General features: G+C 67.9%; 10 protein-coding genes. 8 read left to right on the top strand and 2 right to left on the bottom strand.

What is annotated here, in order from left to right:
• Positions 1-130: 130 nt before the first annotated feature.
• The gene (locus M0208_RS11605) at positions 131-3,571 is read right to left on the bottom strand and encodes a CHAT domain-containing protein (RefSeq protein WP_258891859.1); all 3,441 of its coding nucleotides are present in this window, start codon (positions 3,569-3,571) and stop codon (positions 131-133) included.
• A 192-nt stretch (positions 3,572-3,763) separates the two neighbouring features.
• On the opposite strand from M0208_RS11605, the gene M0208_RS11600 reads away from it, so the two are divergent.
• Genes M0208_RS11600 through M0208_RS11590 form a run of 3 tightly spaced genes read left to right on the top strand, consistent with a single transcriptional unit; the run spans position 3,764 to position 9,198 of the window.
• On the top strand, positions 3,764-5,269 hold the full coding sequence (locus M0208_RS11600; RefSeq protein ID WP_258891858.1) for a hypothetical protein: 1,506 nt from the start codon (positions 3,764-3,766) through the stop codon (positions 5,267-5,269).
• 27 nt (positions 5,270-5,296) lie between these two features.
• Entirely contained in the window at positions 5,297-6,400 is a 1,104-nt protein-coding gene (locus M0208_RS11595; RefSeq protein ID WP_258891857.1) for a MoxR family ATPase, read from the top strand.
• A 5-nt stretch (positions 6,401-6,405) separates the two neighbouring features.
• Complete coding sequence (locus M0208_RS11590) at positions 6,406-9,198, top strand: hypothetical protein (protein WP_258891856.1); 2,793 nt, start codon at positions 6,406-6,408, stop codon at positions 9,196-9,198.
• Positions 9,199-9,206: 8 nt separating this feature from the next.
• Here M0208_RS11590 and M0208_RS11585 read toward each other — a convergent pair whose 3' ends face one another.
• The gene (locus M0208_RS11585; RefSeq protein WP_258891855.1) at positions 9,207-9,914 is read right to left on the bottom strand and encodes a LuxR family transcriptional regulator; all 708 of its coding nucleotides are present in this window, start codon (positions 9,912-9,914) and stop codon (positions 9,207-9,209) included.
• A 492-nt stretch (positions 9,915-10,406) separates the two neighbouring features.
• On the opposite strand from M0208_RS11585, the gene M0208_RS11580 reads away from it, so the two are divergent.
• From M0208_RS11580 to M0208_RS11560, 5 genes are read left to right on the top strand one after another with little or no spacing between them, the layout of a single operon-like run.
• Positions 10,407-10,718, top strand: coding sequence for a hypothetical protein (locus M0208_RS11580; RefSeq protein WP_258891854.1), 312 nt, complete (start codon positions 10,407-10,409; stop codon positions 10,716-10,718).
• Positions 10,718-11,302: a DUF4255 domain-containing protein gene (locus tag M0208_RS11575; protein WP_258891853.1), complete on the top strand. Its 585-nt coding sequence runs from the start codon at positions 10,718-10,720 to the stop codon at positions 11,300-11,302. The genes M0208_RS11580 and M0208_RS11575 overlap by 1 nt, the downstream gene beginning before the upstream one ends.
• The gene (locus tag M0208_RS11570) at positions 11,299-12,189 is read left to right on the top strand and encodes a hypothetical protein (protein WP_258891852.1); all 891 of its coding nucleotides are present in this window, start codon (positions 11,299-11,301) and stop codon (positions 12,187-12,189) included. The genes M0208_RS11575 and M0208_RS11570 overlap by 4 nt, the downstream gene beginning before the upstream one ends.
• A 19-nt stretch (positions 12,190-12,208) precedes the next feature.
• On the top strand, positions 12,209-14,116 hold the full coding sequence (locus tag M0208_RS11565) for a phage tail sheath subtilisin-like domain-containing protein (RefSeq protein ID WP_258891851.1): 1,908 nt from the start codon (positions 12,209-12,211) through the stop codon (positions 14,114-14,116).
• 11 nt (positions 14,117-14,127) lie between these two features.
• Positions 14,128-14,580 (top strand): phage tail protein, encoded by a 453-nt coding sequence (locus tag M0208_RS11560; protein WP_258891850.1) that lies wholly within the window; start codon positions 14,128-14,130, stop codon positions 14,578-14,580.
• Positions 14,581-14,582 lie beyond the last annotated feature (2 nt).

Genomic DNA, 14,582 nt, shown 5'->3' with positions numbered 1-14,582 from the left:
TCACATGCGCAAACACGGGGGTCGGCAGCGCCGACTCGCCCCGACAACCTATATCAACTTTGGGACGCCGACGAACGCGCGCGAAATTGCCAGCGCATTGATAATTCGGGCGACCTCGCTTGCCCCGCCATCATGGAGGCCCGACGCGGGCGAGCGGATGACCGTAGATGGTGTAGGCGAGCCAACTGAAATCGCCCTGTTCCTTACACGCCGCGCGCGCCGCGGCGACGGCGTCGACCAGCGTGCCGCCTTTCTTCATCGCGCCGTAGAAGGTCTTGGCGAAATTCTCCGCCAACGTCGTCTCGATCGACCAGAGCGCGCCGATGAACACCGCCGCACCCCGCCCTGATCGCGGGCGGATAAAGGCGTCGGCGAACCCCGACACGCCCGCGATGCCGTGCCCGCCGCGCCCGGTCTGGCAGCTGTTGAGGAACACCAGGCTGCGCGGGCGATCCGCCGCCATGCGCAGATTGACCTTCACCTGATCCGACGACAGGCCGTCTTCGCGCACCGTGCCGTCGATGTTGAGGTTGCCCTCCATCAGCAGCTTCGCGGTCAGCACCGCCTTGTCCGCGGCCTCGCCGTGACAGGCGAAGTGCAGCACGTCGAGCGCGGCGGCATCCTCGCGCAGGTAACGGCATACTTCCAGGCTGGTCGCGGTCACCGGCGCGATGCCGGGCAGCACTTGTTTCAGCATCTCGCGCTCTTCATCCACACCGTCGAGCGACAGCGCCGGATCGCGATAGGCTGGGATCACCGACCGGCTGTTCGCCCCGGTGAAGCCGATCGTCCGCGGCGGCCGCCGCACGCCGTGGAACCAGCGCACGACGCCCCATTCGCTCAGGAACCCGCGGCGCTCGTCGGATTGCCCGGTCGGATCGGCGATGCACAGCAATTCCCACGGGATCAGCGCTTCGTCCGAGATGATCTGGATCGTCCTGATCGTGTCGCGGCCATTCCACAGCGCGGCGCGGATCGCCAGCGGCACCAGCCCTTCGGCGCGGATGATCGCGGAATCGCTGAACGAGGCGAGGAAGGCGTCGTAGCTGTCCGGCGCGAGATTCCACGCCGCCTCGACCTCGGCCAGCACACCGCCCACGTAAGCCCCGACGTTGAAATCGGGGTCGAGCACCAGCGCTTCGCTGAGCGCGACCGCAGGATTGTCCCCCATCAGGTCGAAGCGCAGCGTGATGCGATTGCCGGAATCGCGGAATTCGTAGATCCGCAGCACCGGAAAATCCTCGTCCGCGGCGGGGGCGGCGAGCGGCTGGCTCTGGCTGATCGAGGCAGCGTTCTTCGCCACGAAGATCGGCTTCAGCACGAACGACGCGATGATCCGCGATCCCTGCCGCGCCTCGACGATCAGTTCGGCGTCGCCCGGCGCTTCGCCTTCGACGCGCAGTCGCGTGATGATCTCGGACGGCGTGGCCGCGTCGATCTCGACCACGCCGTCGTCGCCCTCCACCAGCCTACAGTTGCGGCGCGGGATCAGTTCGACGGTCAGCGTCCGCGTCGCATCGATCGAGATGGGCGCATCGCTGGTCGCGGCGGCGGCGTGCGCGGCGACCTTGATCGCTTCGGGCGAAACGATCACGAACACATTCGCGGGCGCGCCGATCGGCGGATAGGGTTCCATTTCGGCGGCCAGATAGCGTTCTACGGTGTCCGGCGCGGGTGAACGTTCCGGCCTCGCGCCACGTCCCTCGCTCGGCGGCGCGGCAGGTTTGGGGCCGCGCCGGGTTGCGCGGGCCTTCTTGACCGGTCGCTCGGCCACATCGCCGCCGCTCGCCTCGTTCCATGCCCGTACCGAACCGGCGGGAAGCGGCGACGCGGCGGCGAAGCTGGCGGTGGGGGTTTCGAATTCCACATTGCTGAGATCGAGCGTGATGCGGTTTCTGGGCGGCGGCGGAGGAGGAGGTGGAGGTGGAGGTGGAGGAGGCGGCGCGCCGATGCTGACCGGACGCCGCGCGCCGCCGCCGCGACGGGCCGGGGCGGTGGCCGTCTTCGGCGCAAGCGGTGTAACTTTTCTGCCGGTCAAACCCAGCCACGCGGACAAATGCTCGGCCACCGCCACATCGCCGAAATAGATCGTGTGATAGACCTGGCCGGTGTCGCCGAACGCATGGATGCGCGCCGGATCGATCGCCGCCCCCTTGCCGAACTGCGTCATCGATGCGGTGTGGACGACCAGATCGTTGGGCGCGGCGAACAGGCGGTCGGTGATACGGTCGGCGACGAATTCGCCCAGTTCGCGCGTGAACCCCTTCGCGTCGCCGCGCTTCGGTTCGAAGCTGGAGGTGACGGCGTGATAATGCGCGATCCGCGCCGCGTCGGGCTTCGCGTTCAGCGCCGCCACCAGCGCCCCGTCGGGCTCCATCGCGGCGAGCCCGGGCAGCTTGCGCTCGCTGATCGCGACTTCGGAAAACATCTGCACGAAGCGGCCGAGCGTACGGATCGCGAAGCCGACGCCGGGCGGCAATGGCGATCCCGCGAGCAGGGCGATCCCCCGCGCCGCCGCCATCATCGCGTTGGTGTACAGGTCGACCATGTCGGCCCAATTCTCGGGCTCGGCCAGATTGGTGCCGCCGTTGGTGCAACCGACGAAGATCGCCTTGCCCAGGGTCACATCCAGTCCCGCCGGACCAAGCAACTGTTCGGCCAGCACACGATAGACCAGCCCGCCGCGGCTGAACGCCACCGCGTCGATCACCGACCCCGGCGGCGGTTTCAGCGCGGTCAGCGTCGCCAGCATCGCCTCCGCATTGACGCGCGGATCGTCGGCCAGCGTCGCATGGTCGTGGCCCAGCACGATGTCGTATCCGGCGATCGCCGCATCGAGAAACGCTCGCCCCGCATCGTTCCCGGCGAGCTGCCCGAAACTGCCCGCGGTCGAAGAAAAGGTGCCGTGGACCATCAGCAGGATGCGTGCAGGCCGATCCTGCGGCAGCACCCGCCCCAGCGGCTTCGGGGTCCAGGCGGCGGGATCGGCGCCCTCGATCAGCACCGGGCCGGTCGGGTTGTCGCCCTCGATCCGCTTCACCGCGGCGTCGATCGTCTTCGTCACGACGAAGCGCAGCACATAGGCGCGCACCGGATCGACCAGTTTCTCCCCGACCCAGTCGAGAATCGGCCCGCGCCGCTGTGCAGCAGCACCGCCTGCTCCGGGCGCGCCGATGCGGAACGCCAGCACCATCTGCCGCCCGCCGCTGCCGCGCCGCGTGCCCGGGGCCTCCGCGCGGGCGTCGGCGACCTGCCAGGTAAAGACGCCGCCCTCGGCTTCCAGCAGGACCACCGCGCTCTCATTCTCGCCGACCGCGACCGAAACCTGCGGCGCGCCCGCCGCCGCCGGACCGCGGCGGCGACCCGAAACCGGTGCGGGCGGCTTGATCTCCAGTTCGGCGGCGATCTCGAAATCGGCTTCGCGCAACGCCGATCGAAGCCGGTCGCGCGCAGGGTCGCGCGCGGCGGCGGCACCACGTCGCCGCGTTGTCACAGGCGTGTCGTTCGCCAACGTAACCTCATGCCCGGCGGTGTCGACGAAGACGTCGCTGGTCACGGTTTCGATCGCCATCGCACCCTCTCCCGCTGCGGCTTGCGGCGGAAAACTATCCGAAAGCGGGCGACGCGGCCATTACGCCATAATTGCCATATGCCTCCAAATGGTGGCTGGCGGCGCGCTTCCGATCGTGCGCTTCTCAACAATGGGGGCGTTTTGGTGTAGGATCATAGCCCCGCTGGACCCGCCCGCTGGAGCCGGACACCGATGATCGCGATCGACCGTCTCAATTGCCAGGTGCGCCTTGCCGACGCGGGCGGCAGCCTGCACGGGTGCGGCGTCATCTGCGGGCCGCGCCACGTCCTGACGTGTACTCATGTCGTCGAGGATTGCCTGGGGTCGATCGGCGTCGGCGCGGCAATCGACGCGCGGTTCAGCGGATTCGCCGATGCGCGCGCGACGATGACGGTCAGCGAATATTATCCGGTCGAGCCCACCGCGGACGGCACGGCGGAAGCCAGACTGCGGCGCGACATCTGCGTGCTCGAACTTGCGCCGGGATCGACCTTTCCGGTCGGCTTCGTGATCGCGTCGGCGTACCGCGGCGATCTGGCCGAGGATCTCGATTTCTCCGGGCTTGGCCTAGGCGCATTCGAGGAGGAGGCGGGCGCGTTCGTCGTGCGCAACGTCGACCTGAAGGGGCGGACGGGGAATTACAGCGAACCCAACCGGATGTTCGTGTCGGGGCGAGAGGACGACCAATTGATCCGGCCCGGCTGTTCGGGAACCGCCGCCTTTGCCGGGTCGCAGGGGCTGATCGGCCTGATCGTCGAGGAACAGGGGGCGAAATCCGGGTTTATCATACCGATCGAAATCCTGCGCCGGGTGTGGAATTTCGACGACGGCGCGATCGCGGCCGATCCGGCGAAGGCCGCACCCGCTGCGATCGCGCCGATCGCCGAACCGCTCAACCAGCGGATGCTCGCTGAATTCGACTTCTTCGATCGCGAACAGCAGGTGGTGCAATTCTCGCGCTATTTCGACGTGAACTGGAAACAGGCGCGGCGCGGCTTCGTCTGCGCGATCGCCGGGCTGGACGACGATCTGCCGCCGCAATGCCGCGACCGCATCCGCAACCACCTGAAACCGTTCTTCGAGAAACAGGGGTTCAAGGCGGCCAAGATCTTCGCCTATGAGATCGGCTGGCCGACCGAGGAACGCTTCGACGTCGCGCAACGCTTCGACGAGATGATCGGGCGGCTGCAACTTCACGTCGGCGCGGACGAAGCGGACGACGACGCGCTGCGCACCGGGTTGAACGAACGGCTGGCCCCGGCCGTATTCTACAGCACGGTCGATCAGCGATATTGGGGCAAGCGGCACGTGCTGCTGCTGCAGCAATGGTCCGACATGCTGGCGCGGATCAGCGCCGCCGCGCTGGAAAAGCCGCTGATTCACTTCCTCATCATCCGGCTCGACAAGACGCAGCTGCAGGCGGGCACGGCGGAGCCCGATGCGCGGCTGGAGCGCTTCTATCGCGATCTGGACGCGGAGGTGAACCGCAAGGCTGCGATCCGCCGGATCGAACGCACCGACCGGCTGCGCGATTTCGAACGCGATTTCGTCGAGAACTGGGTCGAGCAGGTCGGCGCGAAGCTGGGGCTGGAGGAAGCCGCCGTCGCTGCGGTGCAACGCAACGCGAGCGGGTATCTGCCCGAACAAGAAAGCTTCCGGCTGGAAAAGGTCGAGAAGTGGATCAGGCAACTCGCCTGATTTGCGAGGGGAAAAGGGGAGTTGGCGATGGCCGAATTTCTGGCGATCCAAAACGGCGCGGCGGACGATGCGCCCGGCGGCGGGTTCACGCTGCGCCCGCCGCTGGCCGACGCGCATCGCCGGATCGACACCTATCGCCCCGCAGACGGCCTGGTCGAGGCGATGGACGTCGCGATGCTCCTGGGCGTACCACTCCTGCTGACCGGCGAACCGGGGACGGGAAAGACGCAGGCGGCTTACTGGCTCGCCGCCGAACTCGGGCGGCCGCTGCTGCGCTACAATGTGAAGTCGGGGACGACGGGATCGGACCTGCTCTACAGTTTCGACGAGGTCGCGCGGTTCCGCGATGCGAGCAGCCGAGAGGTGCGGCCGCTGATCGACTATGTCCGCTTCAACGCGCTCGGCCTGGCGATCCTGCGCGGCGGGGGCAGCGCAGGGAAGCTGACCGATATGCTTGGGCAACCCTTGTCGCACGAGGCGATGGTGCGCGCGTTCGGCGGCGCGATCATCAAGAGCGACCCGACCGCACGGATGCTGGTGCCAAGCGACGCCGCGTTCGCCAGCGCCGCGCCCGAACATTGCGTCGTGCTGATCGACGAACTGGACAAGGCGCCGCGCGACACGCCGAACGACCTGCTCGCCGAGATCGAGACGATGCGCTTCGCGATCCCCGAACTGGGGGTGATGGTGCCCGCCGGATCGCGGCGGCCGATCGTCATCCTGACGAGCAATTCGGAACGATCCTTGCCCGAACCGTTCCTGCGCCGCTGCGCCTATTTCGACATCCCCTTCCCGCGCGAGGCGGAACTGGCGCGGATCGTCAGCGATACGCTCGACGTACCCCCCGGCACCCCGCCGCTGACTCCCGAAAGCCCGCTGGTCGGCAGCGCGGTGTCGGTGTTCCTGAGCGTCCACGACGATCCGCAGGTGCGCAAGCGTCCCGGCACCGCCGAACTGCTCGCCTGGGTCGATATCCTGCTGGCGCGCGAACGCCTGTCGCCCGCGCAGACGCTGGCGCAGCAGATGACGGCGAAACCCGGCGCGATCGAACGGACGCTCTGCGCATTGCTCAAATCGCGCGACGATCTGGACGTCGGACTGCGGGCCCTGCGTCAGGCCCCGGCGGGATAGCTGCGATGGCGACTGCGCTTGCGCCTTCATCCGAGGCGACTCCAGCGGTCGACCTGTTCGCGCGCGCGCTGGTCGCGGCGCAGCGGATGCGGATGGGGACGAGCGAGCGGCTGCGGCTGGAGAGCCTGCGGCTGACCGTAAGCGCGAGGGATGTTGCGCCCGACGATCCGCGCATCATGCAGTGGCTCGCCGCGGCGCTGTGCAGTTCGCGCGAGGAGCGGGCGCAGTTCCTGCAGCTCTGCGCGGCGCCTGGCCCGGCGCTGCAACTGGTCGAGCGCGTCGCCGATAGCGACCCGCCCGCGCCGGTTCGGGAACGCGCATCGGAGGTCACAGAAGAAAACCACGTGTCGCCGTGGTGGCGACGGCCCATCGCGATCGCGGCGTTCGTCGTCCTGGCCGTGGTGCTCGCGGCGCTGGCGGCGATGCTGTGGCCACAGGTGCCCGATACGCCCCCCGACCTCGGCAATGTCGATATGAACGCGATCGCCGTGGAGCCGCCACCGCAAGCGGCGCCGTCCGCCGAACCGATACCGATGACGATCGAATACCACCCGGTGTGGCTGGGGATCGCCCTGCTGGCGATTCCGCCGCTCGCCGCCGCTTGGTATATCCTGACCGAACTCCGCCGCCGTCGCGAATTGCGCCGCGATTTCGCGCCCGCGCCGCAGCGATCGCTGACGCTGGCGTTCGCCGCGGGGCCGGAGGGGTTGCTGGGCGATCCGCTCGCGCGGCGGGCACTGCGGCGGTTGCGGCGGCATCGTCCGGTGCCGAGCCGGGCGCTCGACGTCCCCGCCACGATCGAGGCCACGATCGCCACCGGCGGCCGCCCCGACCTCCGCTTCAGCACGCGGCCGGAAAGTCCCGAATATCTGGTGATGGCGGAACGCGAATCGCCGCGCGACCACCTCGCCTGGCTCGGCGGATTGCTGTCGGCGCGGATGCGCGAGGAGCAGATCGCCACCGCGCATTTCGAATTCCTCGGCGACCCGCGGCGGCTGCACCGGATCGAGCGCGGCGCGGTGCGGGAGGTGGAATCGCTGTCCGGCGTGATCGCGCGGCATGACCGCGCCAACACGTTACTGCTGGTCGAAAGCTTCGAATGCGCGGCGCGCGACGCCGCGTCGGACTGGATCGACACGCTGGCGCTGACCGCGTCGCCCGCGCTGCTCGATCCGCGGCCGCGCGGCGACTGGGACGCCGACGAACTGTGGCTTGCGCGGCGCGGCTTGAATGCGTTCGCAATGAGCGGCGCGGGGCTGTCCGCTTATGCCGACCACCTCTCCGGCGTGCCTGTCGCGACGACCGCGGGCAATCGGCAGAGCGTCGATCTGCCGACCGGGTTCGCGAAGCACCGCGCAATCCTGGTCGCCGATACGCCGCCCGATCCGGTGATCGTCAGCGGGCTGGTCGACGATCTGGAGGATTGGCTCGACCGCGCGGGGTTCGAATGGCTTTGTGCGGTCGCGCTGTTTCCCTACGTCGATCCGGGGCTGACCGTCCATCTCGGTGCGGTGCTGACCGACAAGGCCGGGAAGCCGCTGCTGGAGGAAGCGCGCTTCCTGCGGCTGGCGCGGCTGCCGTGGATGCGCGAGGGGCGGATGCCCGACTGGCTGCGCACGATGCTGGTCCGGCGGCTCAAACCCGACCGGCTGACCGCGGCGACCGCGGCGATCCAGGCGTTCCTGGTGCCGCAGGCGGGCGGCGCGACGCAGATCGACCTTGGCTTGGGCGAGGATGCGGGATGGCGTGCGAAGCTGCTCGACTGGTTGCGCCGCCGCCCGTCGAGCGTACTGGCCGACCGGCTGCTGATAGACGCGCTCGCCGATCGTCCGCCCGACCAACTCGGGCTGGAGGTCGCCAAGCCGCTGCGCGACCGCCTGACGCCATTGTGGGCCGACCGCGCGATCCGCGCCGCCGTGCTGGCGGTGGCGGCGATGGTCGGGATTGCGATTGCGGTCCCGCCGTTCAGGGCGGCGGAGGTGCCGCTGGAGATACCGGCCGATACGCTTGGTCAAGGAAAGGGAAGCGATCTGGATGCGGCAGCGGCCGCAGCAGCCGACGCTGCAGCAGCAGCTGCCGACGAAGCCGCCAACGCGCTGGTCGCGAATGCCACGGACGCCACGCAAGACGCGAATGCACCCCCCGCCGCCGAGCCTATGCCGGAGGCGCTGCTGCCCCCGAATTTCGACCCGAACGGTTCCGGTTCGACCGGCGGCGGCTGGGAGGAGCCGACGAAGGGGCCGAGCAAGAACCCCGCGCCGTCGAAGGAACCGCCAGGGGAGGCCGCACCGCCCCCGCAACAACAACAACAACAACAACAACAACAACAACAGCAGCAGCAGCAGCAACCACCGACGACGGACGATTATACGCCGCAGACTTCGCCGTCGCCGGCGCCGACAGACGATCCGGAATATGTCGAAACGTCGATGGTGACCCGCTTTTACGGCGACCCGCCCGAAGCGGCTGCGATCGCCGAGGTCGTCCGCAATTTCGAGATTGCGCAGAAGGTCGCAGCCCCGACGCGGGCGTTGTATGGCGGGGTCAGGATCCTGATCGAGGAGCAAGGAACGGGGCGCCGCAGCTATTCGAGCTATGGGTCCGACATCGCCGATCGACTGGTCCGGGCCGGCGTTCCGACTGCCGTGATTTCTGTTTCAGATGGTGCATCCAGCAAGAGCAAAGCCGAGATCGCTGCAGGCTTCCGCAAGGTCGGCTTCGACGGCGGCGACCCCCCGATCCGCGCCACCGTCACCGTCACCGGGCGGCGGCTGGCGCGGTTGAGCGAGGCTAAGTGACGGGGAGGTTACGTCACCCGTTCCGCCGACGCGTCTGCCCATGATCCTCTTGCAGCACCAACGTGCCCCGTCCGAAACCGGCTGCCGATCGCGCCGCGGCGGCGGACGCGGAGTTTTTCCAGGATGTTGTGGATGTGGTTCTTGACGGTCGCGGGGCCGATGTGGAGTTCGATCGCGATCTCCTTGTTCGACAGCCCGTCGGCGACCAGGCTGGCGATCTGACGTTCGCGCCGCGTCAGCGGCGTCGGGGCCTCCGGCGCGCCGCAACCCAGCGCCGCCACGCGCCGGCACAGCATCGCGGCGAGTTCGGGGGTGCATCCCAGACGGCCGGCGATCGCCTCCTCGACCGCTTCCGCCAGCATGGAAAGCGTCCCGTCGCGGTGGACGAAGCCGACCAGACCGACTTCTGCGCCCGCCAGGCTGTTCGCTTCATTGCCGATGCCGAAGCCGACGATCGGGACTTCGGGCCTGAGCGTCTTCAGCGCGTGCGCGACGGTCAGCGCCTCCGCGGACGACGCGTCGAGCAGCACGGCATCGACCTCCACCGAGGCGATCGATCCGATCGCCTCGTCGCCGCTGGCGGTGCCGGCTATCGACAGCCGTCCCATCCGCGCGAGCCCGGCCGCCACGCCTTCACGGTACAGCAGCACATCGCTGACGACGAGCACGCGGTAGCTGATCGCTCGCCGAGCACCATCCGGCGGATCGTGAATCATCGCCCAAACTCCCCGCATGCCCCTCGCCCGTGACTGATCGATCATGAACGCGGGGGCTTTCCGCACATGGCGGAATGCAAACTCTACTGCAGTGGACAGCGTGTTCTGTTCTCGAATCGTCGGTGCGTCCGTACAAGGACAAGCGGCGTGCTGTGCGACACGGCCAAATTAACATGGATAAAGCAAACCGGTAAAGTCGCACGCGCACGCGCCGGACGATCCGGGCCACGCTTCGCCGTGCGGCGGCGGGCGGTGCGGATCGGATGGCATGGGCCGAATGGCCCATTGCCGGTTCGATCCGCGGAGTCGGCGCGCTATCTCGCCGCGCTCCTGTTCCGGCAGCGCAGACACCCTGAGCGCCGGCGGTCCAGTCCGGCACCCGCCCCCATTTTCCGGACGATCGGGCAATCGACCGCGCGGCGCGGCGCAACGACACTCCTGAGGTCTGCATTGCAGGGGGCAAACATTGCGACTCGCATTCAATTCGGCCCGATGCCCAGGATGCTCGGCGAGATCGTCGAACAGATGCTAGGCGAGCGCGACACCATCGTCGTCGGCCGCTGCGCGCCGGGTGAGGACGTGCTGGCGGCGGCGCGCCGGTCGAAGGCTGAACTGCTTGTCCTGCAATCGCGATCGGGCGTCGATACGACGATCGACAACATCTTCGCCGATCCCGCGCTCAGCGTCCTGCTGATTTCGGATGACGGGCGCAACGGGTCGCTGGTGCGGCTGAAGCCCGAGCGCGTGACGCTGGATCGCGACTCGATCGGCCGCCTGGCGCGCGCCGCGGCGGAGCGCCACTGATGGCCAGCTATCGCGCGATCGCCGCGGCGAGCGCGACGATGCAGGGCTTGCTGCGCGACCGCTTTCCCGGCAGCGATTTCGGCGGACCGCTGAACGTCGAATTGTACCAGTCGAAGGATTTCGGCGATCCGATGAAGGAGGGGATCGCGATCTGCCTGTGGCGGGTCGCACCGAATGTGTCGCGGCGCGCGCTGGGTCCGCGCACCGATATCCACGGTCGCCGCTTCAAACCGTCGCTGCCGATTGACCTGTTCTATCTGCTGGTGCCGTTCGCCGAACAGGCCGAGCGGCAGCAACGGCTGCTCGGCTGGATGCTGCGCGCGATGCAGGATCTGGGGCCGCTGGTCGCGAGCGAGCTGAACCATTTCCTCGCCGAGAGCGACACGTTCGCGGAGATCGAATCGCTCGATCTGGTCAACGATCCGCTGGCGATCGCCGACCAGTTGAGCCTGTGGGACCGGATCAAGCAGATGCCGCCATCGGCGACCTATGCGATGCGGATGCTGCTGCTCGACAGCGACGTCTCGCTCGACGAGTTCCCGGTCGTCGTCGAACGCGATTTCGACATGGGCGTGCTGCAATGAGCGCGGTTCGCGTGCTGGAACGCGTGACGCGGCCCGCGCCGTTCGGTTTCCGGTTTCTCGACGTGGCGACCGGATCGCCGGTGCCGGACGGGCTGGACGTGACCGTCACCTCGACGCGCAACACCGCACGACGGGCGGCGCTGACGGTCAATGGCAAGAGCGTGTGGTACGCGCATCGCTTTCCCGGGTTCGCCGATCATGTGCTGACCGAGACACCCGACTGGAGCGCGCTGGCGCAGCCGTGCCGGGTGTCCGTCACTGACCGTCTCGGCCGGTTCCTGCCGCTCGACGTGGAGATCGCGCTGCCAATGCGCGGGATCGTCGACTGGCCGGGTTGGGCGGGGTTGCCGCAAGCGCTGCTCGCGCCGCTGACCCGCACCGACGACGCCAGCCCGCCCGCCGTGATGCGCGATGCCTTGCCCTTGTTCTCCGCCGCCGGACGGATCGCGCCCGGACCGCTGGCCGAAGTGCGCTGCCAGTTGCTCCGCGACGATACCGGTGCTCCTGCCGCCTGGGCGCTGCTGACCGCATCGCACGGCGGAATTGTCCGTGCGATCGGGCAAGCCGACGCGCAGGGACGCGTGATCCTGTTCTTCGCCTATCCCGATCGGCCGCGACCGTCGCTAGCGACGTCGCCGCCCGCGATCACCGATTTTCGCTGGTCGATCGAGTTGGCAGCGTATTGGAACGCGCTCGATCCCGCGGCGACGCCCGATTTCGCCGCGCTGATGGGGCAACTGACGCATCCGCGCACTCTGTTCGAATCGACCGTGCCGCCGCGGTCGCCGCTCCCCTCGCAGTTGCTGAGCTTCGGCCGCGCGCTGGTGGTGCGCACCGCGGCGACGCCCGGCGGCCCGTCATCCAGCGTCGTGATGGCGACGTCATGAATATCGAAGGAGAGGATTGATGCCCGAATATCTCGCCCCCGGCGTCTTCGTGGAAGAAGTCTCCTTCCGCGCCAAATCGATCGAGGGAGTATCCACCACCACCACCGGCTTCGTCGGCGCGACGCGCTACGGCCCGATCGATATCGAACCCGAGATCGTGACCAGCCTGGTCGAATTCGAGCGCGCTTATGGTGGGCGGACTAGGCTGAACTTCTCCGACGGCGGCGGGGAATCGGACAACTACATGTGGAATGCGGTGCGCGCGTTCTTCGAGGAGGGCGGCAAGCGCGCCTATGTCGCGCGCGCCTTCACGCCCAGCAGCGCGACGCCGTTCGACGGCTATGCGGTCGCCGACACCGCGACCGGCGGCGCATCGCCCCCCGACCGGCTCGATTTCGGCGTGCGCGCGCGCTTCCCCGGCAGTGCGGGCGACGCGCGCGTCACCTTTACGCTGTCGGCGGGGCAGAACCGGCTGGCGCGCAATCCCGACGGGACGGTGTCGCTGAAGGGCGGCGCGACCCGCGATATCGTGTGGGTCGGCGCGCCGGTATCGGGGTTTCGGCTGCTTTTGTGGGACGAGATGAACCGCCTCTGGCGGCTCAGCACCGGGTCGGACAATCTGGCGACCGCGACCGATCTGGCGGCGCAATTCCCCGCGCCCGCCGATCCAGCCAACGATCCGCTCGACGTGCGGCTGGTGACGATGACCGTGACGGTCGAACCCGCGACCGGCGACCTGCCGACCTTCGTCGCGACCGAATTGCCGCTCGACCGGCGGCACCAGCGCGCCGGTGCGCCGGATTCGATGTTCGCCTATTTCGCGGAAACGCCCGCCAGCCTGTCGCGCGCGCGGACGATCCCGATCGTCGTCACCGAGATTACCGGCACCGGCCTGGACGTGCTGAGCGACCTGCGCGAACTGCACGACCTGTCGGTCACGCCGCCGCAGCAGGCGCTTGACGACGCATTGCTGAACCCCGACAGCAGCAGCGCCGCGCGCAGCGTGGTGGTGCGGCTGACGCGCGGCAATGACGGCGCGATCCCGACGCCCGCGGCCTATGCCGGGGAAACCAACGCGACCACGAACCGCTCGTCCGGGCTGGTCGCGTTCGAGGCGCTGGAGGACATCTCGATCGTCGCCGCGCCGGGATCGATGGTGACCGAGACGCCCGAATCGCGCGCGATCGTCGCCAATCTGATCGGGCATTGCGAGCGCATGAAATACCGCATCGCGGTGGTCGATTGCGCACGCGCGCAGACCATCTCCGAGGTGCGCGCGTTGCGCGCGCTGTATGATTCCAGCCACGCGGCATTCTACTACCCGTGGGTGCGCGTACTCGATCCGCTGACGGGGCAGGAGAACCATTATCCGCCGTCGGGCTTCGTCGCCGGCATCTACGCGCGCAACGACATCGAGCGCGCGGTGTACAAGGCGCCCGCGAACGAGGTCGTGACGCTCTCGATCGGGTTCGAGACGATGCTGAGCAAGGCGCATCAGGAGGTGCTGAACCCCGAAGGCATCAACTGCTTCCGCTTCTTCGAAGGGCGCGGGATGCGGCTGTGGGGGGCGCGCACGATGTCGAGCGATCCCGAATGGAAATACGTCAATCTTCGGCGCTATTTCGCCTATCTCGAACGCTCGATCGACAAGGGCACGCAGTGGGCAGTGTTCGAACCGAACGGCGAATTGCTGTGGGCCAATGTCCGCTCGACGATCCAGGATTTCCTGCTGAACGAATGGCAGAACGGCGCGCTGCTGGGCGACAAGCCGGAGCGCGCGTTCTTCGTCAAATGCGACCGGTCGACGATGTCGCAAAACGATCTGGATAACGGACGCCTGATCTGCCTGGTCGGCGTCGCGGCGCTGCGCCCGGCCGAATTCGTCATCTTCCGCATCGGCCAGTGGACCGCCGACCGTAAAATCTGAGGAGACCCGTCATGGCCGTCGTCCGCGACCGTCCGTACGTTCAGTTCAACTTCCTCGTCGATATCGGCGACGGCCAGACCGAGGGGCCGACCGCGGGTTTCCAGGAGCTGTCCGGGATCGGCATGGAAGTGACCGTATCCGAATATCGCACCGGCAATTCGCGCGAGAATTCGGTGATGAAGATCACCGGCATGAACAAGTCGACCGACGTCACGATGAAGCGCGGCGTGATCGGATCGCTGAACCTGTACCAGTGGCTCGACGACATCCGCAACGGCAACCAGAATGCGATGCGGACGGTGAAGGTCACGCTGCAGAATGAGGATCATTCCGCCGCGGTCGTGACGTGGAAATTGCTGCGCGCGCGGATCATCAAATCGACGATGGGGCCGTTCAACGCGAAGGGATCCGACGTGGCGATGGAGGAAATGGTCCTCGCCTACGAACGGCTAGAGATGGAATAAGC

Source organism: Sphingomonas sp. SUN019, from assembly GCF_024758705.1.
GTDB lineage: Bacteria > Pseudomonadota > Alphaproteobacteria > Sphingomonadales > Sphingomonadaceae > Sphingomonas.
Note: the sequence above shows the minus strand (reverse complement) of the source record. Positions and strands in the feature narration are given on the sequence as shown.

Excerpts from the sequence above, each read along its gene's own strand:
- M0208_RS11605 (WP_258891859.1), bottom strand. The coding sequence starts at position 3,571 with ATGGCGATCGAAACCGTGACCAGCGACGTCTTCGTCGACACCGCCGGG.
- M0208_RS11600 (WP_258891858.1), top strand. The coding sequence starts at position 3,764 with ATGATCGCGATCGACCGTCTCAATTGCCAGGTGCGCCTTGCCGACGCG.
- M0208_RS11595 (WP_258891857.1), top strand. The coding sequence starts at position 5,297 with ATGGCCGAATTTCTGGCGATCCAAAACGGCGCGGCGGACGATGCGCCC.
- M0208_RS11590 (WP_258891856.1), top strand. The coding sequence starts at position 6,406 with ATGGCGACTGCGCTTGCGCCTTCATCCGAGGCGACTCCAGCGGTCGAC.
- M0208_RS11585 (WP_258891855.1), bottom strand. The coding sequence starts at position 9,914 with ATGATTCACGATCCGCCGGATGGTGCTCGGCGAGCGATCAGCTACCGC.
- M0208_RS11580 (WP_258891854.1), top strand. The coding sequence starts at position 10,407 with ATGCCCAGGATGCTCGGCGAGATCGTCGAACAGATGCTAGGCGAGCGC.
- M0208_RS11575 (WP_258891853.1), top strand. The coding sequence starts at position 10,718 with ATGGCCAGCTATCGCGCGATCGCCGCGGCGAGCGCGACGATGCAGGGC.
- M0208_RS11570 (WP_258891852.1), top strand. The coding sequence starts at position 11,299 with ATGAGCGCGGTTCGCGTGCTGGAACGCGTGACGCGGCCCGCGCCGTTC.
- M0208_RS11565 (WP_258891851.1), top strand. The coding sequence starts at position 12,209 with ATGCCCGAATATCTCGCCCCCGGCGTCTTCGTGGAAGAAGTCTCCTTC.
- M0208_RS11560 (WP_258891850.1), top strand. The coding sequence starts at position 14,128 with ATGGCCGTCGTCCGCGACCGTCCGTACGTTCAGTTCAACTTCCTCGTC.